This is a genomic window from Kitasatospora sp. NPDC101108, assembly GCF_055584725.1.
In genome coordinates this window covers 453,743-473,490 of record NZ_JBVJLM010000005.1, presented here as the reverse complement: position 1 = coordinate 473,490, position 19,748 = coordinate 453,743, and the positions used below count along the sequence as shown (strand labels likewise).

Sequence of the window (19,748 nt, the reverse complement as noted above, 5' to 3'; positions counted from 1 at the left end):
TCACCAAAGTCGCGGGCGCCGGGCGGGGGCGCAGACGGACCGGCGGGCGGGCAGACGGGCTGGCGCACCAGGCGGGCAGACAGGCGCCGGAAGGGCGGGTGGCTCCGGACGGAGCAGCAGGCACGGCGGCCCGGCGGCGGCGCCGGTACGTTCGCCGTGTGCAGCAGATGCGTCAGCAGAAGTCACCGGCCGCCGCCAGGATCGCGGCCGCCTCCGCCGCCTCCGCCCTGGTGCTCGCCGCCGGCGCCGCGGCGGCCATCGGCCAGGACACCGGCTCCTCCACCGTGGGCGGGGAGCGGCTGGGCCGCTCGGACGTCCAGGTCGCGCCGCTGGCCGGTGCTCCCGCCCTGCCCGGCGAACTGACCGGCCGCTCCTGGCTGGTCGCCGACGCCGGCACCGGCGAGGTGCTCGCCGCCCGCAACGCCCACCTGCCGATGCCCCCGGCCAGCACCCTCAAGATGCTGTTCGCGGACACCGTGCTGCCGAAGTTCGACCGCTCGCTGCAGCATCAGGTCACCCCGGCCGAACTCGCCGACCTCGGCGTCGGCAGCAGCCTGGTCGGCGTCAAGGAGAACCTCCCGTACCGGGTCGAGGACCTCTGGCGGGGCGTCTTCCTCAGCTCCGGCAACGACGCCGTGCACGTGCTCGCGCACATGAACGGTGGCGTCCCGCAGACCGTCACCGAGATGCAGGCCCGCGCCCGGTCGCTCCAGGCCAAGGACACCAAGGTCGCCTCCCCCGACGGCTACGACATGGACGGCCAGGTCTCCTCCGCGTACGACCTCACCCTGTTCGCCCGCGCCGGGCTGCGCAACGCCGACTTCCGCTCCTACTGCTCCACCCGCACCGCGCGCTTCCCCGGCGGCCTGGACAAGGCCACCGGCCAGCGCACCACCTTCGACATCGCCAACACCGACCGGCTGCTCGGCAAGTACCCGGGCCTGATCGGTGTCAAGAACGGCTACACCACCAACGCGGGCGCCACCTTCACCGGCGCCGCCGAGCGCGGCGGCCGCACCCTGCTGGTGACGGTGATGCACCCCGAGGCCCAGGGCAAGGTGTACGACGAGGCCGCCAGCCTGCTCGACTGGGGCTTCGCGGCCGCGGGCAAGGTGCAGCCGGTCGGGCAGCTGGCCGAGGACCTCGCCCCGCAGGCCACCGCCGGTGCCACGGGCGGGGCGGCCGGCAGCCCGTCCGGCGGTGCTCCGGGGGCCGCCGGGGACGGCGGGGCCGACCTGCCGCCGTGGTCCCGCACGCCCACCCTCCACGGCAACCCCGTCCTGACGCCCGCGCTGTGGTCGGGGGCCGTCCTCGCCACCGGACTCGCCGTCTGGGGCGCCACCCGCACCATCCGCCGCCGCCGTACCCCGGCCGGTTCCTCCACGTCCGCCGCCTCCGCCGCCTCTTCCGCCTCTTCCGCCTCTTCCGCCTCTTCCGCCTCTTCCGCCTCCGCCGTCACCACGGCGCCGTGGCTCGTCGGCGGTCCCACCGGCGTGGGAGCGATGGGCATCGGCTCCAGCGGTGTCGGCAGCCGCAGCCACCGGCGGCTCTCCCGCCGCGCCCGCGCACTGCTCCGCCGCCGCCCCCGCCGGGGCTGACCTGCGGCGGCGCCCGCGGAGTCCGAGGACAAGCCCTAGACTTCCGGCCATGACCACGCCCGACCCCGCCGCCTCGGACCGGCTCGCCCGCATCGTCGCCCTTTCCAGCGGCAGCTACCTGCTCGTCACCACCTACAAGAAGGACGGCACCCCGGTGCCGACCCCGGTGTGGGTGGTCCGCGACGGGGAGGCCCTCGGCATCTGGACCGTCACGGACTCCTGGAAGGTCAAGCGGATCCGCAACCGCTCCGACGTCCTGGTCGGCCCCTGCGACGTCAAGGGCAGGCCGACCGGCGAGCAGTACCCCGCCACCGCCGAGATCCTCGGCCCCGAGCGCACCGCCGCCTACCGCACCCTGCTGCGCCAGAAGTACGGCCTGCTCGGCGTGCTCACCCTGCTCGGCAGCCGGCTGCGCCGCGGCGAGCGCGGCACCGTCGGCATCCGGATCACCCTGGCGGACTGACCGGCCCGCGGGTGGCAGCACCATCCACCGCTGGCCTGGCCGTGCGACGGGACCGGTCGTCACGTCACCCGTGAGGTGGACGCGGCGCCGATGCCCTCGGACACGGTCGCCCACCCGATGTCAACCGGTGGGACCACGGCACCGGCCCCGGGCCCCCGGGCGGCCCGGGCCCGCCGTTCGCCGTGGCAGGCTTGGCGGCCATGGAACAGTACGAGGCCGCGCCGCCGCTCCTGCTGGTGGTGGACGGCGCGAACGTGGTCGGCTCGGTGCCCGACGGCTGGTGGCGCGACCGGCGCGGCGCAGCCGAGCGCCTGCGGGACTCCCTGGTCGGGGTCGCCGCGCGGGGACTGCCGGGGCATCCGGGCCCGCTGGAGGTGGTGCTGGTGGTCGAGGGCGCGGCCCGCGGTGTCACCGGTGTGCCCGAGGTCCGGGTGGTGCCGGCGGAGGGCAGCGGGGACGACCGGATCGTGGAACTCGTCCGCGAGGCCCGCGCCGGAGAAGCGGCACGGGCCTGCCTGGTGGTCACCGCCGACCGCGAACTGCGCGGCCGGGTCACGGAGTTGGGGGCGGACGTCACCGGCCCGCGGAGCGTCCGGGATCAGTGATCCTGGGAGTCCGCGATGCCCCGGTGCGACGTCTCCGCCGTTTCCGATGGGTCGACGGCTCGACGCCAGGTCCTGGAGCCGGGTCTGGATCAACAACTGGCTGACGGAGGGACGGTCGTGGATCTGAGCATCGGTGAGGTGGCGCGGCGCAGCGGGCTGAGCGTGGACGCCCTGCGGTTCTACGAGCGGGAGGGGCTGTTCGCCAACCCGGTTCGCCGCCGGTCCAACGGCCGCCGGGTCTACCGCGAGGAGGACCTGGAGTGGCTGGCGGTCTGCACGAAGCTGCGGTCCTCCGGGATGCCCCTGGCGGTGATCCGGCAGTACGTCGAGCTGGCCCGCCAGGGCACGGGCAACGAGCAGGAGCGGCTTGAGCTGCTGCGCCGGCACCAGGACCACGTGGAGGCGCAGATCCGGGAGTTGCAGGGGACGTTGGACGTGATGCGGGAGAAGGTGCGGATCTACGAGGAGCACCTCGCCCGTGGCGAGGCCGACCGGCTGTGGAACCCGTCCCACCCGGACGACGCGTAGCGCCCGGCACCGGAGCGACTTCGCACGGTGCGGGAACCAGCCGCTCCGGTCGTCCGACTGGTGGAGGGTGAGTGCGAAATCGCCGGGTGTCCGGCCGTTGAGTGTGCTGGCGGGGTTCGCCCTGCTGCTGGTGGTGGTGTTCGTGGTGGCGTACGAGGTGGGACGGCAGGCCGGGCCGGTGGCTCCGGGGCTGACGCCGAGCCGGGGCGGCGGCGCGTCGCCCGACGCGGGTGGGCACGACATGGGCGGGATGCGGTGAGCCCGGTCGCGGGGCCGGACTCCGGGGCGCTGGTGTCCACCGATCTGGCGGTCGGCGGGATGACCTGCGCCGCGTGCGTGGGCCGGGTCGAGAAGCGGTTGGGCCGGATCGACGGGGTCACGGCCGGGGTGAACCTGGCGACCGGACGGGCCCGGGTGCTGCATCCGGCCGGGGTGTCCGTCGAGGACCTGGTCGCAGCCGTCGAACGGGCCGGCTACACGGCCGAGTTGGCCTCGTCCGAGACGCCCGGTGGGCCGACCGAGGAGGAGCCGGACGAGCGTCGGCGGCTGCTGGTCACCGCCCTGCCGGCCGTCCCCGTGCTGGCGCTGTCGATGGTGCCCGCGCTCCAGTTCACCGCTTGGCAGTGGGTGTGCTTCGCGCTCGCCGTCCCGGTGGTGACCTGGGGCTCGGCGGACTTCCACCGCCGGGCCCTGCGGGGGCTTCGGCACGCCGCCGCGACCATGGACACCCTGGTCAGCCTGGGTGTCGTCGCCTCCTTCGGCTGGTCGGCGTACGCGCTGTTCCTGGGCGGGGCCGGACAGTTGGGCATGCGGATGCCGTTCTCGCTGACCGCCGACGGCGGCGGCGCGGCGCACGTGTACCTGGAGGCGGCGGTCGGCGTGCCGCTGTTCGTCCTGGCCGGGCGGCTGCTGGAGGGCCGGGTGCGGCGCCGCAGCGGGTCCGCGCTCCGAGCGCTCGCCGAGCTCGGCGCCAAGCAGGTGTGCGTCCGGGCGGAGGACGGCGAGGAGCGCCTGATACCGATCGAACTCCTGCTGCCCGGGCAGGAGTTCGTGGTACGCCCGGGGGAACGGGTGGCCACCGACGGGGTGGTGGTCGAAGGGGGTTCGGCGCTCGACCTGAGCCTGCTGACCGGGGAGAGTGTGCCGGTCGAGGTCGGCCCCGGGGACGGGGTGGCCGGGGCGACGGTGAACGTCGGCGGGTCGCTGGTGGTCCGGGCCACGGCCGTCGGCGCGGACACCCAACTGGCCCGGATCACCGCGCTGGTGGCCGACGCCCAGGCCGGCAAGGCCCGGGCGCAGCGGCTGGCGGACGCCGTCGCCGGGGTGTTCGTGCCCTGTGTGCTGACGGTGGCGGTGTGCGTACTGGGCTTCTGGCTGGGGGCGGACGCGGCCCCGCAGTCGGCGGTGACGGCGGCGGTCGCCGTGCTGGTGGTGGCCTGCCCGTGCGCGCTGGGCCTGGCCACCCCGACGGCACTGCTCGCCGCGACCGGCCGGGGCGCCGAACTGGGCGTGCTGGTGCGCGGCCCGGAGGTGCTGGAGAGCCTGCGCCGGGTGGACACGGTGGTGGTGGACAAGACCGGCACGCTGACCACCGGCCGGATGGAGCTGGTGGCGGTGACGGTCGCCGACGACTTCACCGGGCTCTCCGAGCAGGAGGTGCTGCGGCTGGCGGGCGCGGTCGAGCACCGCTCGGAGCACCCGATCGGACGGGCCGTCGCGGCGGCCGCCCGGGAGCGTTGCGCGGCCCTGCCGCCGGTGGACGGCTTCGCGGCGACGACCGGGCTGGGGGTGTCCGGCACGGTCGAGGGGCGGTCGGTCCGGGCCGTCCGGCCCGGCGGCGGCGCCACCCCCGGCGCCACCACCGGCGCCGCCACCACCGGCGCCGCCTCCGCATTGCCGCCCGAGCTCGCCCGGGCCGTCACGGCGGCCGGGGACGCCGGCCGCACCGCCGTACTGGTGGAGCTGGACGGACGGGCGGCGGCCGTGCTGGCGGTCGGCGACACCCTGCGCTCGGGCAGCTGGCGAGCCCTCCACCGGCTGCGCGGAATGGGGCTGGAGACCGTCCTGCTGACCGGCGACGGCCCGGGCGCCGCGCGCGCCGTCGCCGCCGAACTGGGCATCGAGCGGGTGCACGACTCGGCCTCGCCCGAGCGCAAGGCCGAGGTGGTGGCCGAACTGCGGGCCGCCGGACGGACGGTCGCGGTGGTCGGCGACGGCGTCAACGACGCGGTCGCGCTGGCCTCGGCCGACCTCGGGGTGGCTTTGGCCTCCGGCAGCGACGCCGCGATCGGCGCGGCCGGACTGACCCTGGTGCGCGGCGAGATGGAGGCGGTGGTGGACGCGGTGCGCCTCGCCCGGCAGACCCTGGCCACCATCCGGGCCAACCTGCTCTGGGCCTTCGGCTACAACCTGGTGCTGATCCCGCTGGCGGCCGTCGGGCTGCTGAACCCGATGCTGGCGGCGGTCGCGATGTCGCTCAGCTCGCTGCTGGTGGTGGGCAACAGCCTGCGGCTGCGCACCTGGGAACCGGGGCGCGGGCAGCAGCGGAAGGCGGGCCGGCGGTGAGGGCGGGAGAGCGCATCAAGGCGGCGGGCCCGCCGGTCGGGGCGGCGGCGCTCGCGCTGGCCCTGCTCACCGGCTGGACGGCCGTCGGCGGCGCCGGGGCTCCGCGCCCGGTGGAGGCCGACGACGGCTGGATGCTGCTGCCGACGGCGGGTGCCGCCTCGGCCACCGCGGCCTTCTTCACGATCCGCAACCCGGGCGACGTACCCGACGAACTGACCGGCGCCGAATGGGAGTTCGGCGGGCCGATCACCCTGAAGCGACACCTTCACCAGGGCGCCGCGGGCCGCTGGGAGCCGGTCCCCGCCCTGCCCGTCCCCGGCCGGGGCGCACTGGCGATGTCCCCCGAGGACGCCGATCTGATGATCGCCGCCCCGCCCCCGCTGAGGCCCGGTCGGCGGGTGGGCTTCACCCTCACCTTCCGGCACAGCCCGCCGCTGCGGCTGACCGCCACGGTCCTGCCGCCGGGCGAGCGCCCGCGCTGACACCGACGGCCCGGCGGCCGGGGACACGCTCCCCGCCCGCCGGGCCGTGCGCGTCAGTCGTGCGGAACGACCGCGACCGGCGCCTCGGCGTGGTGCAGCGCCGCGTGCGCGACCCGGCCGAGGCGCGGGCCGAGCTCGACCGAGCGGTGGCGCCGGCCGACCACCACCAGGGCGGCCCCGGCGGAGGTCTCCACCAGCCCACGGGCGGCGCCCAGCCGGACGTCCTCGACCACCTCGACCGCCGGATGCCGCTCGCGCTGCCCGGCCAGGGCGAGCGTCAGCAGCTTCGCCTCCAGCGCCTCCAGCTGCTCGACCTCCGCCGGCGGTACGGCCCCGCCCGCGTAGCCGAACAGCGGCGGCAGGTCCCAGCCGTGCACCGCCCGGACCCGGGCGCCGCGCAGGGCCGCCTCGCGGAAGGCGAAGGCGAGCACCGCCTCCTCCGGGTTGTGGGCGTCCACCCCGACCACCACCTCACCGGAGGGCTCGTGCCCCTGCCGGGTGTCCCGCACCACGACCACGGGCGTGTCGCTGCGCCCGGCCACCGCCATGCTGACCGAGCCGAGCAGCAGCCCGGTGAAGCCGCCGCGCCCGCGCGAGCCGAGCACCAGCAGGTCCGCCTCGGCGGCGGCCGTCACCAGCCCGTCCACCGGGGCGTCCAGCACCGCGTCGGCGCGGACGGTCAGCTCCGGGTGCGGTCCGCGGACCGCGTCGGCGGCCTCGGCCAGGATGCGCTGGGCGGCGGTCGGCAGGTCGTCCGGCTCGGTGAAGGAGGACACCCCGTCGGTCAGCCAGGGCCAGGCGTGCACCAGCCGCAGCGCCGACCCGCGGCGTCGCGCCTCCTCGGCGGCCCACTGGGCGGCGGCGGTGCTCGCCGGCGAGCCGTCGATCCCGGCCACCACGGTTGTCGTCATCAGAGTTCCTCCTGCTGCCTCGGTGCCCGGGAACGGCGCGCGCACTGACGCCCCGTCCGCTCTGCCTCCACCCTGTCGTCCGCCGACGGCCCGTCACCAGAGGCCACAAGCCCCCTGCTCACGGGACGAAGGACCCGACGGCCGGAACACTACGGGCGACCCCGGCCTCCACCCCGGCGACACCCGGGCACTACCGTGTGGACACGACGTTCCCGCTGGTCGGACGGCGCCCGAGCCGCTCCGGCCGGCCGGTCGGCGTGCCCGGTCGGCGGGCGGCCCGGCCGGCGGGGGTCGGGGCAAGGACGGGTCCGGGCGGGAACGAGTGCCGGGCGACAACGAGGAGGACAGTGGTGGGCGGAGCGGACGGCAGCGCGGCGGGCGGCGGCGCGCGGATGCCCCGGCTGCGCCTGGACGAACTGCTGGAGGAGCTCCAGTGGCGGATCGACGCGGCGCGCGGCACCCAGAACCGGGTGCACAACCTGCTGGAGGCGGTGCTCGCGGTCGGCCGTGAGCTGGACCTCGCCCAGGCGCTGCACCGGATCGTCGAAGCCGCCGTCGACCTGGTGGACGCCCGCTACGGCGCGCTCGGCGTGATCGGCCCGGACGGCCACAGCCTGTCGCAGTTCCTGACGGTCGGTCTGTCCGACGAGGAGATGGCGGGGATCGGCGCGCCGCCCGCCGGCCGGGGCATCCTCGGCGAGCTGATCCGCCACCCCCGGCCGCTGCGCTGCCCGGTGCTCTCCGACCACCCGTCCTCGGTCGGCTTCCCGCCCGACCACCCGCCGATGCACACCTTCCTGGGGGTGCCGGTGCGGGTGCGCGGCGAGGTGTTCGGCAACCTCTACCTGACCGACAAGCGCGGCGGACTGGACTTCGACGAGGACGACGAGGCGGTGATCGCCACCCTGGCCGTCGCCGCCGGGGTCGCGATCGACAACGCCCGGCTGTACGAGGAGGCGCAGCTGCGCCAGCGCTGGCTGCGGGCGAGCACCGAGATCACCCGTAGCCTGCTGTCGGGCGCGCCGCGCCTGGACGTGGTCGAGCTGATCGCCCGCCGGGCCCGGGAGATCGCCGGCGCCGAACTGGCGGACGTCTCGGTGGCGCTGGCCGGCCCGGAGGAGCGGGCCGAGGAACTGGCCGTGGAGGTGGCGCTCGGCGCCGAGCCCTCGGCCCGGCTCGGGGTGACGGTGCCGGTGGACGGCACGCTCTCCGGCGCCGCGTACGCCTCGGGCTCGCCGGTGACCAGCGACGAACTGGCCTGCGACGCGCGCTTCGCGGCCGGTCCGGCGGGCCGCTTCGACGGGCTGGGGCCGGCCGTCGCGGTGCCGCTGGGCACCGGCACCGGGTACGGGCGCGGCGTGCTGCTGCTCGCCCGGGCGCGGGGCGAGGCCGCGTTCGGACCGGAGGAGACCGGGCCGCTGCTGGGCTTCGCCGACCAGGCGGCGCTCGCCCTGGAGCTGGCCGAACGGCGGCGCGACGCCGAGCAGTTGAACCTGCTGGAGGACCGCGACCGGATCGCCCGGGACCTCCACGACCTGGCCATCCAGCGGCTGTTCGCCACCGGGATGACCCTGCAGAGCGCGGGCCGGCTGATCGAGAGCCCGGCCGCCGCCGACCGGGTCGCCCGGGCGGTGGCGGACCTGGACGAGACCATCAAGATCATCCGTTCGACCATCTTCGGCCTGCGCGCCCACAGCGAACCCGACCGCGGGCTGCGCGCCCGCGCCACCCGGGTCGTCACCGAGGCCCAGGGCCCGCTCGGCCTCGCGCCCCGGCTGAGCATGGAGGGCCTGCTCGACACCGACGTCCCCCCGGAACTCGCCGAGCACGTGGTCGCCGTCCTGGCGGAGGCCCTCAGCAACGCCGCCCGGCACGCCCGCGCCACCCGGGTCGAGGTGAACCTGCGCGCCCTGGCCGGACGGGTGGTGCTCAGCGTCGCCGACGACGGGGTCGGCATCCCCGAGGGCGGGCGGCGCAGCGGGCTGCGCAACCTCGCCGAGCGCGCGGAACGGGTCGGCGGGTCCTTCACCCTCGGCCCGGCGCACGGCGAGGGCGGCGGCACCCGGCTGGTCTGGGAGGCGCCGCTCGGGTCGTGACCCCTGGGTCCGCCCACCGCCCGGGCCCCGGCGCCCCCCGTCCCGGGCGGTCCACGCCGACCGGGGCAGCTGCCGACCGGGGCGGCTGCCGACCGGACGATCAGCACCGGCAAAGGGTTCGCAGGGCGGTGCGGCAGGCCGCGGCGCGGCGCTGGGGGTCGGTGTCGGTGCCGGCCCAGGCGATCCGGGCGTCCGGGCGGATGAGTACGGCGGTGACGTCCCGCCAGAGCGGGTGCGAGTCCTGGGCACTGACGGCTGCCGTCCGCTGCTCCAGGCCGGGCGCGGAGCACGGCGTCCGCGTCCCGTCGAGGTCCAGCAGCAGTGGTCGGCCGTGGTGCATCAGGGGGTGGGCGGTGGCTGCGTCGGCGCCGGCCAGGGCGAGGCCGGCCAGCCGGGTGCCGGTCAGCGGGTGGGTGTCGGGTCCGGTGCCGGTCGGGAGCGGGTCGTCGAAGCCGGCGATCCTGCGGGCCCACTGTCGGTTGGTCCGTGGTTCGGCCAGCGCGGCGGACCAGACCTCGCGCAGGGCGATCTGCTCCGGGCTCGCCGCCGCGAACAGGGCGAGTTGCGCGCGGGTGTTGTCGATGACGGCGCGGGCGGCCGGGCGGCGCTCGGTGTCGTAGCTGTCGAGCAGTCCGTCGGGTGCCCGGCTCTGGAGGGTGGCGGCCAGCTTCCAGCCGAGGTTGGTGGCGTCCTGGATGCCGAGGTTCATGCCCTGCCCGCCCGCCGGGAAGAACATGTGCGCCGCGTCCCCGGCCAGCAGTACCCGTCCGGCCCGGTACCGTGCGGCCTGCCGGGTGGCGTTGCCGTAGCGGGACAGCCAGCGGGCGCCGCGGATGCCCAGGTCCCGCCCCAGCAGCGCGCGGGTCTGCTCGCGCACCTCCTCCAGCGTCAGCGGTTCGCCGGCGCCGCGGTGCATGGTGGCCGTGGACAGGCCCGCCAGCCGGTGGACGCCGTCGCCGATCGGGGCCACCAGGAACGAACCGGCCGGACCGGCGGCGGCGAGCGGCGCGGTGGGCGGATCGTCGAGTTCGACGTCGGCGAGCCACCCGGTCAGTGTGCTGTCCTGACCGGGGAACTCGATGCCGGCCGCCTGGCGCACCGCGCTGCGGGTGCCGTCGCAGCCCACCACCCAGCGGGCCCGAACGGTCCGGTGTCCGCCGGCGGTCCGGATCACCACCTCGACGGCGTCCGGGCCCTGGGTGAGCGAGACGACCTCCTGCCCGCGCAGCACCCGGGCGCCCACCGCGAGCGCGTGCTCCTCCAGGAGCCGTTCGGTGACGGACTGACCGAGCGCCAGCATGAAGGGGTGCACCGCCCCGACCGCGGAGAAGTCCAGGCGGGTGGTCGCCGCGCCGAAGTGGCCGGTCGGCACCGGGGTGCCGCGTTCGATGAACCGCTGCGCGAGCCCTCGGGTGGCGAAGGTGTCCAGCGTGCCGGCCTGCATGCCGACCGCCCGCGATCGTCCGTCCGGGGCCGCCCGGCGTTCCACGACGGCCACCTCCACCCCGTGCAGCCGCAACTCCGCAGCGAGCCAGAGCCCGACCGGGCCGGCCCCGGCGATGAGCACGTCGAGCATGACAACCACTTCCTCTCAACTGTTGGGTGGATGCGCCGTGGCGGCGGTGCGCCGTGGTTCCGGAACGGGAGCGGCCCCGGGACGTCAGGCGGGCCTGCGGGTCAGCGGGCGCTGCCGAGGTTCCGGTCGGCGTCGGCGCCCTTGAGCATGAGGGTGGTCTCCTCGATGCGGCGGAAGCGGCCGTCCGGGGCGAACTCGGCGAAGAGGTAGACCTCCATGAGGACGGTGGAGCCGTCGGTCTTGATCACCTCCATCGTGTGGCGGTCGGCGTAGCGGTCGCCGGAGACGAGTTCGTCGTGCACCTCGACCGAGCCGCCGGCGACGACCGTGCGCAGGTGGGCGATGTGGGCGAGGAACTCGGTGCGGTCCGCCCAGCTCCCGTCGGTGCGCTGGCGGTAGTCGGGGGCGAAGTGCCGGTCCGCGGCCTCGTCGAGGTCGAGGCCCGGGGTGAGCAGCAGGTCGGTGAGGGCGGAGCGGGCGTCGGTGTGGTTGCTGACGGTGGTCATGACGGTCCCCTTGGAGTCCAGGTTTCGACGGAAAGTGCGTGCGTCGAGCACGCATCTGTACCGTACTACAGATTGCGTGCGGCGCGCACGCTATCCTTTGGGCCATGCCTGACGACGTGGGACACGAGATCGCCGACGCCCTGGGAACCCTGCTCCGACGGGGCACCCGGGCACAGCTGTACGCCCGCCTGACGGGCGGCCTGGGCGAGGCGGTGGACGAAACCACCTACCCCGTCCTCAGCGGGCTCGCCCGGACCGGCCCGTGCAGCGCCGCCGACCTCGCGGGCGAGATCGGCCTCGACCGCTCCGGCGTCACCCGCCGCGCCACCCGCCTGGAGGAAGCCGGTCTGCTGTGCCGTGAGCCCGACCCAGACGACCGCCGCGCCACCCTGCTCGTCCTGAGCGAAACCGGACAGCAGGCGGTGGAGGCCACCCGGCAGCGCCTCGCCGCGATCATCGAAGCGTCCCTCGCCTCCTGGCCACCCGAGGAGGCGCGGACCTTCGCCCGCCAGCTCCACCGCTTCGTCACCACCGGGCCGTTCACCGGTTCATGACGCCGGCACGCGCGCCGCGAGTGTGCGTCCGCCCTCCGGCGATTCGCCGGAGGGCGGACGGGCTTTCGTGTGCTGCCCCGGGACGGCCGGTCGGCCCCGGTGCCGGTCAGCCGCGGCGCAGCGGGGTCGACCGGGCGGCCGCGGACTGCCGCAGCTCGGTGGCGATCAGCGCCGCCTGCACCCGGCGCTCCACACCGAGCTTGGCGAGCAGCCGGGAGACGTGGTTCTTCACCGTCTTCTCGGCGAGGTAGAGCCGCTCGCCGATCTGCCGGTTGGTCAGCCCCTCCCCGATCAGCGCCAGCACCTCCTGCTCGCGCGCCGTCAGGGCCGGCCCGGCGGTCACCGGCCGGGCCGGCTCGGCGTCGCTGCGCAGCCGGTTCAGCAGCCGGGTGGCCGCGCCCGGGTCGAGCATCGAACGGCCGGAGGCGACGGTCCGGACGGCGGCGACCAGGTCGGTGCCGCTGATCTGCTTCAGCACGTACCCGGCGGCGCCCGCCATCACGGCGTCCAGCAGCGCCTCCTCGTCGTCGAAGGAGGTGAGCATCAGACAGGCCAGGTCGGGCATCCGGGAGCGCAGCTCACGGCAGACCGACACGCCGTCCCCGTCGCCCAGCCGCACGTCCAGCACCGCCACGTCGGGCCGCAGCGCCGGCACCCGGACCAGCGCCTGCTCGGCCGTCGCGGCCTCCCCGACCACCACCAGGTCCGGCTCGCCGTCCAGCAGGTCGTGCACCCCGCGGCGCACCACCTCGTGGTCGTCCAGCAGGAACACCCGGACCGGCGCCGAAGCCTCGGCCCCCTCCGCCATGGTCGCCATCACGCGGCTCCGCCCTCGTCACCCCCGCACACGAACAGCGGGGCCCAGCGCATCATCCCCCGCGTCAGGGCAGGCGCCCAGGGCCGAACGACCCCATTCGCCCGTCCCCGTCACCGCCGCTCCGCCGTCCGGGACGCCCGCTCCTGTGGGGCCGGCCCCCGCACTGTTCCGGCTGGTGCCCGACTCACCGAACCGACCGGAGCGGGCTCCGTGAAGCGCACCGGGCTCGCCCTCGGGACCACCCTCGCCGTCGTCACCGCGGCCGCGACCGTCGCGCCGGCCGCCCCTGCAGACGGGCGTTGCCCAGCCCCACCAGCAGGAAGGCGAGCGCGACACCGGCCCCGACGACCGCCGCCAGCGTCACCTTCGAGGCCAGGCCGCCGCCGTCGGACAGCAGGATCGCCACCGCCCCCAGCGAGGCCACGGCGGCGCCGACCACCAGCCACCCGGCCAGCACGAGGGCCGCCGGGCGGGCGCTCCCCGGCACCGGTCCGGCCTCCAGCGCGGCCCAGCGCGCCGCGGCCTCCCGCTGCTCCCCGCGCCGGTCCCACGCCGCCCGCAGTCGCAGGGCCGTGCCGCCGACCAGCCCGGTGAGGGCCACCTGGGCGGCCGGGTGCCAGTCGGGCACGGCGAGCAGCAGTCCGCCGGTCAGCGCGAGCGCCGCCCACCAGAGCACGCAGCCCGCCGCGGCGGTGCGGGTGGAGCGGGGCCGGTCGGCGCCGGCCTGGAGGTCGGCGATGGCGGGCAGGTACCAGACGCAGCCGCTCGCGGTGAGCGCGGCGGTGCCGATGGCGAGCACGGTGTGGGTCATGGGCCGGCCTTCCTGGAGTGCACGGATCACGGCGGGGTGGCGGGGCCGTCCCCGCCCGCCCGGGGGCAGCGGCACGGGCGGGGACGGCCGTTCGGGGGGAGGGACGGCCTCAGCCGTCGGAGGACGCGGGCGAGGAGGACACGGGCGAGGACGACGCGGGCGAGGTGGACGACGCCTGGGCCCGCTGCGCCCGGGTCAGCGGCCGGTCGTACTTCACCGGCTCCACCCCGTCCAGGTGCGGGGCGGGCTTCCCGGTGTTCTCCAGCACGTCCCGGGCCGCGATGTCCGGGTGGTGGAGGTCGAAGGCCGGGGATTCGGAGCGGATCCGGGGCAGCTTGACGAAGTTGTGCCGGGGCGGCGGGCAGGAGGTGGCCCACTCCAGGGAGCGGCCCCAGCCCCAGGGGTCGTCCGAGGTGACGCGCTCGCCGTACTTGGCGGTCTTCCAGACGTTGTAGAGGAACGGCAGGATCGACAGACCGAGCAGGAAGGACCCGATGGTGGACACGGTGTTGAGCGTGGTGAAGCCGTCCGAGGCCAGGTAGTCGGCGTACCGGCGGGGCATGCCCTCGGCACCCAGCCAGTGCTGCACCAGGAAGGTCGCGTGGAAGCCGACGGTGAGCGTCCAGAAGGTGATCCGGCCGAGCCGCTCGTCGAGCTTCTTGCCGGTCATCTTGGGCCACCAGAAGTGGAAGCCGGCGAACATCGCGTACACCACCGTGCCGAACAGCGTGTAGTGGAAGTGGGCGACGACGAAGTACGAGTCGGAGACGTGGAAGTCGATCGGCGGGGCGGCGAGCAGCACGCCCGTCAGACCGCCGAACAGGAAGGTGACCAGGAAGCCGACGGTCCACAGCATCGGGGTCTCGAAGCTCAGCGAGCCCCGCCACATGGTGCCGACCCAGTTGAAGAACTTGACCCCGGTCGGCACGGCGATCAGGAAGGTCATGAAGGAGAAGAACGGCAGCAGCACCTGCCCGGTGACGTACATGTGGTGCGCCCACACCGTCACCGACAGCCCGGCGATGGCCACCGTGGCGGCGATCAGGCCCGCGTAGCCGAACATCGGCTTGCGGCTGAACACCGGGATGACCTCCGAGACGATGCCGAAGAACGGCAGCGCCAGGATGTACACCTCGGGATGCCCGAAGAACCAGAACAGGTGCTGCCAGAGCATCGCCCCGCCGTTGGCCGGGTCGAAGACGTGCGAGCCGAACTTGCGGTCGCATTCGAGCGCGAGCAGCGCGGCGGCCAGCACCGGGAAGACCAGCAGCACCAGCACCGAGGTGAGCAGCACGTTCCAGCAGAAGATGGACATCCGGAACATGGTCAGCCCGGGGGCGCGCATGCAGATGATGGTGGTGATGAAGTTGACCGCGCCGAAGATGCTGCCGAAGCCGGACAGCGTGACGCCCATGATCCACATGTCGGAGCCGACGCCCGGTGAGTGGACGGCGTCGGACAGCGGCGCGTAGAGGAACCAGCCGAAGTCGGCGGCGCCCTGCGGGGTGGCGAAGCCGGCGGCGGCGATCAGCGAGCCGAACATGAACAGCCAGTAGGACAGCATGTTCAGCCGCGGGAACGCCACGTCGGGCGCGCCGATCTGCAGCGGCATGATCCAGTTGGCGAAGCCGGTGAACAGCGGCATCGCGAAGAGCAGCAGCATCACCGAGCCGTGCATGGTGAAGGCCTGGTTGAACTGCTCGTTGGAGAGGATCTGCGTTCCGGGCCGGGCGAGTTCGGCGCGCATGACCAGCGCGAGGACGCCGCCGATCAGGAAGAACGCGAACGAGGACACCAGGTACATGGTGCCGATCGTCTTGTGATCGGTGGTGGTCAGCAGTCCGACCAGGGCCGAACCCGGCCGCCTGGCCCGAACCGGGCGCGGGGGCAGGGTCGTTGACGGCGGGGTGGGGTCGCCCTGTGCCTGGGTGGCGCTCAAGGACGCGCTCCTTCGGAACGTCGTGCGAATGGGTGGCGATCCATGATCCGAACCCACCCCCCGCGCGCCCCAGGGCCCTTGGGCCCGCCCGGCCGGGGCCGCTGGGCCCGAGTTCCCGGACCGCACCCGGGACCTCCCGACCGGGTCCGGTCGGGCCGGCCCGCACAACGCTCCAGCTCACCAATGAAGTTGACGAGACGTCAGTCTCGGCGCTCAGCCCGGCAGCCGGGCGATCTGGCCGCGCTCCAGGGCCGCGTACACCGCCCCGTCCGGGCCGACGGCGATTCCGTGCGGTTCGGCGCCGGGGCCGGGGATCGGGTGGCCGTCCAGCCGCCCGTCCGGGGTGAGCACGCCGATCCGGCCGGCGCCCCACTCGGTGAACCAGAGCCGCCCGTCCGGCCCGGCGGTGATCGCGTGCGGCCTGGCGGCCCGGTCGGCCAACGGGTACTCGGTGACCTGCCCGTCGACGGTGATCCGCCCGACCAGTCCGCCGCCGATCCCGACGTACCAGAGCGCCCCGTCGGGCCCGGCGGTGATCCCGACCGGCGCGGTGCCCCCGGTGGGCAGCCGGTGGACGGTCACCTCGCCGTCGGTGCTCACCCGCGCGATCGCGTCGGCCTGGTTGAGCGCGCACCACAGAGCGCCGTCCGGCCCGGCGGTGATGTGCGCGGGGAAGGCACCCGGCACCGGCAGCGGGTACTCCGTCAGCTCGCCGTCCACGGTGATCCGCCCGACCCGGTCGGCGTTCACCTCGGTGAACCACAGCGCGCCGTCCGGCCCGGTGACGATCCCGCCCGGTCCGGCGTCCACCGCCGACAGCGCGAACGAGGACGCCTCGCCGTCCACCGCGATCCGTCCGATCCGCCCGGCGTTCATCTGGGCGAACCAGAGTGCCCCGTCCGGCCCGGCGGTGATCACCGAGGGCCCGCAGCGCGGCGCACCGAGCCCGAACCGCCGCACCGAACCGTCGGGCGCCAGTCGCCCGATCTCCCCGGCGTGCACCAGGGTGAACCACACGCCCCCGTCCGGCCCCACGGTCACCCCGTACGGCCCGTCCCCCGCCCCGGCCACCTCGAACAGTTCCATGCGCACCCCTCCATCTCTATTGCGACTCCCGTCGCATTAGTGATGCTCGCACACCCGTCCGTCCGGGGCAACCGACTTACCCGCGCCCGTCCGGCAACCCCCGGAGGACCGAGATCACGCCCATGCCCGCCGCGCACACCGGCACCGCCAGGAGGGCGCCGATGATGCCCGCGATGCCGGAGCCGGCCACGACGGCGACCATGATGGTCGCCGGGTGCAGCTCCACCGTGCGGCTCTGGATGGTCGGCTGGAGGATGTTGCCCTCGATCATCTGGACCGTCAGCACCACACCGAGCGCCCACAGCGCCGTGCCGAGCCCGCCGTCCGCCAGCGCGACCAGCACCGCCACCGCGCCGGACAGGAACGCGCCGACGAACGGGATGTACGCCCCCATGAAGACCAGCGCGCCCAGGCCCGGGGCGCCGGGGACACCGAGGGCGAGCAGGCCCACGGTGATGAAGACCGCGTCGATCAGGGCGATCAGCGTGGTTCCGCGCATGAAGCCGGCCATCGCCTCGAAGGCGCGGTCGGCGCAGGCGACCACGGTGTCCGCGCCGCGTCCGGGCAGGGTGGCCCGGATGGCATCGCCGGTGCGGTGGCCGTCGCGCAGGAAGAAGAAGACCAGGGCCAGCGCCAGCACCCCGCCGGTGATCAGCTGGATGAGCAGCCCGAGCCCCGAGAGCACGCCGTTGGTCAGCGCCGAGATCAGCGAGTTGGTCTCGCCCTTGGCGTTCTCCAGCGCGTGCTGGACCTTCGCCCCGAACGGCCCCAGCCACTCGGCCAGCCGCCGCCCGGCGGACGGGAGCGAGGCGGCGATCTGCGGGGCGCTGTGCACCAGGGAGTTGACCAGCAGGACGATCACCCCGACCACCGCGACCACCAGCACCAGGCAGGTCAGTCCGGCCGCCAGGCTCCGGCTCACCCCCCGGCGGACCAGCCAGGGCACCACCGGGTGGAGCAGCGAGGCCCCCAGCAGCGCCAGGATGAACGGCACGGTGGCGGCCCTCAGCTCGACCAGCGCGAACACCACCAGCGAGCCGACGGTGATCAGCAGGATCACCGCCACCGACCAGGCTGCCGCCCACCGCACGGCGGGCGGCAGCATCAGGTACGGCCTGCGGTGGTCGGGCCGCTCACCGGGCGGGCGCTCCACGGACACGGCAGCCTCCGGCGGGGGTCGTCGTTGAGTCCGAACCGACCCATCTCAACAGAGAACCTGACGGTCTGCCCGTTCAGGACTCGGCAGCCGCCTCGATCCGCACCGCACCGCCCCCGCCCCCGCCCGCGAAGGCCAGCACCCGGTGCGCCTCCGCCTCCGCCGCCTCCCGGTCCGCCCGCGCCAGGCGGACGAACGGCCGGACGGCCACCTCCTGCTCGCCGGTCAGCCGCCACGTCCCGGCGACCAGCCCGTCCACCAGCAGGGTGCCGTGCACCAGCCCGTTCTGGGTCATCACCCGCCCCTGGTACTCCTCCGGCAGCACCCGGCTCCGGTCGGCGTGCGAGAGCAGCAGGTTGTCGAACGGCGCGAGCAGCCGCACCGGCGCGGGGGTGTCCGGCTCCGGCCGGGGCGCGTCCGGCAGGTCGTACAGCGGCCGGCCCTGCTCGTCCCGGAAGGTCAGCAGCTGTGGGGCGAGTCGCCGCAGCACGGGGCCGAGCCCGCTGAGGCCGGACCACTTCCGCAGGTCGGCCGCACCGGCCGGGCCGAAGGCGGCGAGGTAGCGCAGCACCAGGCCGTCCGGCGGGGGCGCGGGGTCGAGCGGGCGGCCGAGCCAGGCCTCGGCGGTGGTGTGGGCCCCCGGGCCGCCGCGCCCCCACAGCCCGCGCGGCGGCACCTGGACCAGCGGCAGCAGGCAGCGCGCGGCCTGGGCCAGTGCCGCCGGGTCGCGGTCCGGCCGGGTCGCCGCCAGCAGCGCGCCGAGCCGCTGGAAGGTGCGCGGCTCCTCCTCGACCAGGGCGCGGGCCTCGGCGGCCAGCGCGGTCAGGTCGAGTCCGGCCAGCCGCTTGCCGTAGGTGGTCCGCAGCGCCTGGTCCAGGACGGGCTGGAGCAGCGGACGCAGGGTCAGGCAGTCCTCGGCGGTGACCAGGTGGATGGTGCCGCGCTGGAGCGCGATCCGGACCACCTCCCGCCCTTCGATCAGCCCGGTGAGCTGCTCCGGGGCGAAGCCGTCCAGCCGGGAGAGCAGCCCGAGGTACGGCGGCTGGGGGACGGCCTGGGCCTGGAGACCGCCGAGGTGGTGGACGACCTCCAGCGGCGTCCGGCCGGTGCGGGCGAGCAGGTGCTGACGGGCCAGTAGGGCTCGGCCCAGGGCGCGGGTGCCGAGCACCGTCACCGGCGGCCGTCCACGACGGAGCGCAGCACGGAGATCCGGTTGGTGGTGATGGAGGCGGCGCCGGTGTCGCGCAGTCGGCGCATGGTGCGGCGCAGATCGGCGGTCCAGGTGGAGACGGCGAGTCCCTCGTCCGCCGCGGCCTCGACGAACCCGGGGGTGACCAGGCCGAACGGCGGGTTGAGGTAGCGCGGCCGCAGGTCGCGCAGCAGGGCGGGGGCGGGCATCCGGGGCTGCTTCCAGGTGAGCGCGATCTCGGCGTCCGGGCTGAGCTCGCGCACGGCCAGCATGGCGGTGGTGTGGCCGCAGAAGGAGACCAGCCCCTCGGCGCCGAGGCCGGTGACGACGGACCAGGTGGCGGCGGCCGGGCCGGGGTCGTCCAGGTCGATCAGCAGCCGCGGGCCGTTCGCCTCCGCCACGGCCTTGATCGCCTCGGCGAGGGTGGGCACGGCCAGTGCGCCCTGGCGCAGCTCGTCCAGCTGCTCGGTGGTGACCCGGCCGATCGAGCGCGGGTCGCCCCAGAGCCGTTCCAGGGTGGGGTCGTGCAGCAGCACCGGCACCTTGTCGCGGGTGAGCTGGACGTCCACCTCGACGGCGTCGGCCCCGGCGGCGAGCGCGGACTCGATCGAGGGCAGGGTGTTCTCGCGGTGGCGGTACGGGTCGCCGCGGTGGGCGACGGCGAGCACCGGGCGGCGGTCGGCGGGGGCGGCGGGGCTCATCGGATCCTTCCGGACAGCCAGGGGGTGAGGTCGTGGAGGCCGGTCGGGCCCGATGTCGTGCCGGGCGCGCCCGGCGCGGCCGTGCCGGGCGGCGACGGCCTCGACCCCCGGCGCGGCGCTCGGGGTGGTCGGCAGGTGCGGGGCGGCATCCGGGCCTCTCGCTTC

Annotated in this window: 19 protein-coding genes; 9 read left to right on the top strand and 10 right to left on the bottom strand. The window is 75.4% G+C overall.

Annotated elements, in window-relative coordinates:
• Positions 1–167: 167 nt before the first annotated feature.
• From ACZ6Z8_RS14995 to ACZ6Z8_RS14965, 7 genes are all read left to right on the top strand, one after another.
• Complete coding sequence (locus tag ACZ6Z8_RS14995; RefSeq protein ID WP_465609872.1) at positions 168–1,598, top strand: D-alanyl-D-alanine carboxypeptidase family protein; 1,431 nt, start codon at positions 168–170, stop codon at positions 1,596–1,598.
• A gap of 49 nt (positions 1,599–1,647) precedes the next feature.
• Complete coding sequence (locus ACZ6Z8_RS14990; RefSeq protein WP_465609730.1) at positions 1,648–2,061, top strand: PPOX class F420-dependent oxidoreductase; 414 nt, start codon at positions 1,648–1,650, stop codon at positions 2,059–2,061.
• Positions 2,062–2,261: 200 nt separating this feature from the next.
• Positions 2,262–2,666, top strand: coding sequence for an NTP pyrophosphohydrolase (locus ACZ6Z8_RS14985; protein ID WP_465609728.1), 405 nt, complete (start codon positions 2,262–2,264; stop codon positions 2,664–2,666).
• A 117-nt stretch (positions 2,667–2,783) separates the two neighbouring features.
• Positions 2,784–3,194, top strand: coding sequence for a MerR family transcriptional regulator (locus tag ACZ6Z8_RS14980; RefSeq protein WP_465609726.1), 411 nt, complete (start codon positions 2,784–2,786; stop codon positions 3,192–3,194).
• Between the two features lie 97 nt (positions 3,195–3,291).
• Positions 3,292–3,453 carry a hypothetical protein gene (locus tag ACZ6Z8_RS14975; RefSeq protein ID WP_465609724.1) on the top strand — a complete coding sequence of 54 codons (162 nt, stop codon included), beginning with the start codon at positions 3,292–3,294 and terminating at the stop codon, positions 3,451–3,453.
• A gap of 59 nt (positions 3,454–3,512) precedes the next feature.
• Positions 3,513–5,759 carry a heavy metal translocating P-type ATPase gene (locus tag ACZ6Z8_RS14970; protein ID WP_465609871.1) on the top strand — a complete coding sequence of 749 codons (2,247 nt, stop codon included), beginning with the start codon at positions 3,513–3,515 and terminating at the stop codon, positions 5,757–5,759.
• Positions 5,756–6,241, top strand: a complete 486-nt coding sequence (locus tag ACZ6Z8_RS14965) for a copper chaperone PCu(A)C domain-containing protein (protein ID WP_465609722.1) — start codon at positions 5,756–5,758, stop codon at positions 6,239–6,241. The genes ACZ6Z8_RS14970 and ACZ6Z8_RS14965 overlap by 4 nt, the downstream gene beginning before the upstream one ends.
• 53 nt (positions 6,242–6,294) lie before the next feature.
• Here the strand turns inward: ACZ6Z8_RS14965 and ACZ6Z8_RS14960 are convergent, their stop codons facing one another.
• Entirely contained in the window at positions 6,295–7,152 is an 858-nt protein-coding gene (locus tag ACZ6Z8_RS14960; protein WP_465609720.1) for a universal stress protein, read from the bottom strand.
• Between the two features lie 392 nt (positions 7,153–7,544).
• Here ACZ6Z8_RS14960 and ACZ6Z8_RS14955 point away from each other — a divergent pair, with 392 nt between their 5' ends.
• Positions 7,545–9,248 carry a sensor histidine kinase gene (locus ACZ6Z8_RS14955; protein ID WP_465609869.1) on the top strand — a complete coding sequence of 568 codons (1,704 nt, stop codon included), beginning with the start codon at positions 7,545–7,547 and terminating at the stop codon, positions 9,246–9,248.
• 100 nt (positions 9,249–9,348) lie between these two features.
• On the opposite strand, the gene ACZ6Z8_RS14950 is transcribed toward ACZ6Z8_RS14955, so the two are convergent.
• Both ACZ6Z8_RS14950 and ACZ6Z8_RS14945 read right to left on the bottom strand, forming a co-directional pair.
• Positions 9,349–10,824 (bottom strand): FAD-dependent monooxygenase, encoded by a 1,476-nt coding sequence (locus tag ACZ6Z8_RS14950; protein ID WP_465609718.1) that lies wholly within the window; start codon positions 10,822–10,824, stop codon positions 9,349–9,351.
• Positions 10,825–10,925: 101 nt separating this feature from the next.
• Positions 10,926–11,330, bottom strand: coding sequence for a nuclear transport factor 2 family protein (locus tag ACZ6Z8_RS14945; protein ID WP_465609717.1), 405 nt, complete (start codon positions 11,328–11,330; stop codon positions 10,926–10,928).
• A 104-nt stretch (positions 11,331–11,434) separates the two neighbouring features.
• On the opposite strand from ACZ6Z8_RS14945, the gene ACZ6Z8_RS14940 reads away from it, so the two are divergent.
• Positions 11,435–11,884 (top strand): MarR family winged helix-turn-helix transcriptional regulator, encoded by a 450-nt coding sequence (locus ACZ6Z8_RS14940; RefSeq protein ID WP_465609715.1) that lies wholly within the window; start codon positions 11,435–11,437, stop codon positions 11,882–11,884.
• 106 nt (positions 11,885–11,990) lie between these two features.
• Here ACZ6Z8_RS14940 and ACZ6Z8_RS14935 read toward each other — a convergent pair whose 3' ends face one another.
• From ACZ6Z8_RS14935 to ACZ6Z8_RS14905, 7 genes are all read right to left on the bottom strand, one after another.
• Positions 11,991–12,701, bottom strand: coding sequence for a response regulator (locus ACZ6Z8_RS14935; RefSeq protein ID WP_465609713.1), 711 nt, complete (start codon positions 12,699–12,701; stop codon positions 11,991–11,993).
• Between the two features lie 253 nt (positions 12,702–12,954).
• Positions 12,955–13,512: a hypothetical protein gene (locus ACZ6Z8_RS14930; RefSeq protein ID WP_465609711.1), complete on the bottom strand. Its 558-nt coding sequence runs from the start codon at positions 13,510–13,512 to the stop codon at positions 12,955–12,957.
• A 109-nt stretch (positions 13,513–13,621) separates the two neighbouring features.
• The gene (ctaD, locus tag ACZ6Z8_RS14925; protein ID WP_465609867.1) at positions 13,622–15,403 is read right to left on the bottom strand and encodes an aa3-type cytochrome oxidase subunit I; all 1,782 of its coding nucleotides are present in this window, start codon (positions 15,401–15,403) and stop codon (positions 13,622–13,624) included.
• A gap of 261 nt (positions 15,404–15,664) precedes the next feature.
• Positions 15,665–16,537: a Vgb family protein gene (locus ACZ6Z8_RS14920; RefSeq protein WP_465609710.1), complete on the bottom strand. Its 873-nt coding sequence runs from the start codon at positions 16,535–16,537 to the stop codon at positions 15,665–15,667.
• 76 nt (positions 16,538–16,613) lie between these two features.
• Positions 16,614–17,696 (bottom strand): AI-2E family transporter, encoded by a 1,083-nt coding sequence (locus ACZ6Z8_RS14915; RefSeq protein WP_465609708.1) that lies wholly within the window; start codon positions 17,694–17,696, stop codon positions 16,614–16,616.
• 73 nt (positions 17,697–17,769) lie between these two features.
• A complete protein-coding gene (locus tag ACZ6Z8_RS14910) occupies positions 17,770–18,867 on the bottom strand; it encodes a winged helix DNA-binding domain-containing protein (RefSeq protein ID WP_465609706.1) in 1,098 nt (365 codons plus the stop codon).
• Positions 18,864–19,583 carry a glycerophosphodiester phosphodiesterase gene (locus tag ACZ6Z8_RS14905; RefSeq protein ID WP_465609705.1) on the bottom strand — a complete coding sequence of 240 codons (720 nt, stop codon included), beginning with the start codon at positions 19,581–19,583 and terminating at the stop codon, positions 18,864–18,866. The genes ACZ6Z8_RS14910 and ACZ6Z8_RS14905 overlap by 4 nt, the downstream gene beginning before the upstream one ends.
• Positions 19,584–19,748: the final 165 nt, after the last annotated feature.

Excerpts from the sequence above, each read along its gene's own strand:
- ACZ6Z8_RS14995 (WP_465609872.1), top strand. The coding sequence starts at position 168 with ATGCGTCAGCAGAAGTCACCGGCCGCCGCCAGGATCGCGGCCGCCTCC.
- ACZ6Z8_RS14960 (WP_465609720.1), bottom strand. The coding sequence starts at position 7,152 with ATGACGACAACCGTGGTGGCCGGGATCGACGGCTCGCCGGCGAGCACC.
- ACZ6Z8_RS14970 (WP_465609871.1), top strand. The coding sequence starts at position 3,513 with ATGACCTGCGCCGCGTGCGTGGGCCGGGTCGAGAAGCGGTTGGGCCGG.
- ACZ6Z8_RS14985 (WP_465609728.1), top strand. The coding sequence starts at position 2,262 with ATGGAACAGTACGAGGCCGCGCCGCCGCTCCTGCTGGTGGTGGACGGC.
- ACZ6Z8_RS14950 (WP_465609718.1), bottom strand. The coding sequence starts at position 10,824 with ATGCTCGACGTGCTCATCGCCGGGGCCGGCCCGGTCGGGCTCTGGCTC.
- ACZ6Z8_RS14940 (WP_465609715.1), top strand. The coding sequence starts at position 11,435 with ATGCCTGACGACGTGGGACACGAGATCGCCGACGCCCTGGGAACCCTG.
- ACZ6Z8_RS14920 (WP_465609710.1), bottom strand. The coding sequence starts at position 16,537 with ATGGAACTGTTCGAGGTGGCCGGGGCGGGGGACGGGCCGTACGGGGTG.
- ACZ6Z8_RS14930 (WP_465609711.1), bottom strand. The coding sequence starts at position 13,512 with ATGACCCACACCGTGCTCGCCATCGGCACCGCCGCGCTCACCGCGAGC.
- ACZ6Z8_RS14905 (WP_465609705.1), bottom strand. The coding sequence starts at position 19,583 with ATGAGCCCCGCCGCCCCCGCCGACCGCCGCCCGGTGCTCGCCGTCGCC.
- ACZ6Z8_RS14990 (WP_465609730.1), top strand. The coding sequence starts at position 1,648 with ATGACCACGCCCGACCCCGCCGCCTCGGACCGGCTCGCCCGCATCGTC.
- ACZ6Z8_RS14955 (WP_465609869.1), top strand. The coding sequence starts at position 7,545 with ATGCCCCGGCTGCGCCTGGACGAACTGCTGGAGGAGCTCCAGTGGCGG.
- ACZ6Z8_RS14945 (WP_465609717.1), bottom strand. The coding sequence starts at position 11,330 with ATGACCACCGTCAGCAACCACACCGACGCCCGCTCCGCCCTCACCGAC.
- ACZ6Z8_RS14935 (WP_465609713.1), bottom strand. The coding sequence starts at position 12,701 with ATGGCGACCATGGCGGAGGGGGCCGAGGCTTCGGCGCCGGTCCGGGTG.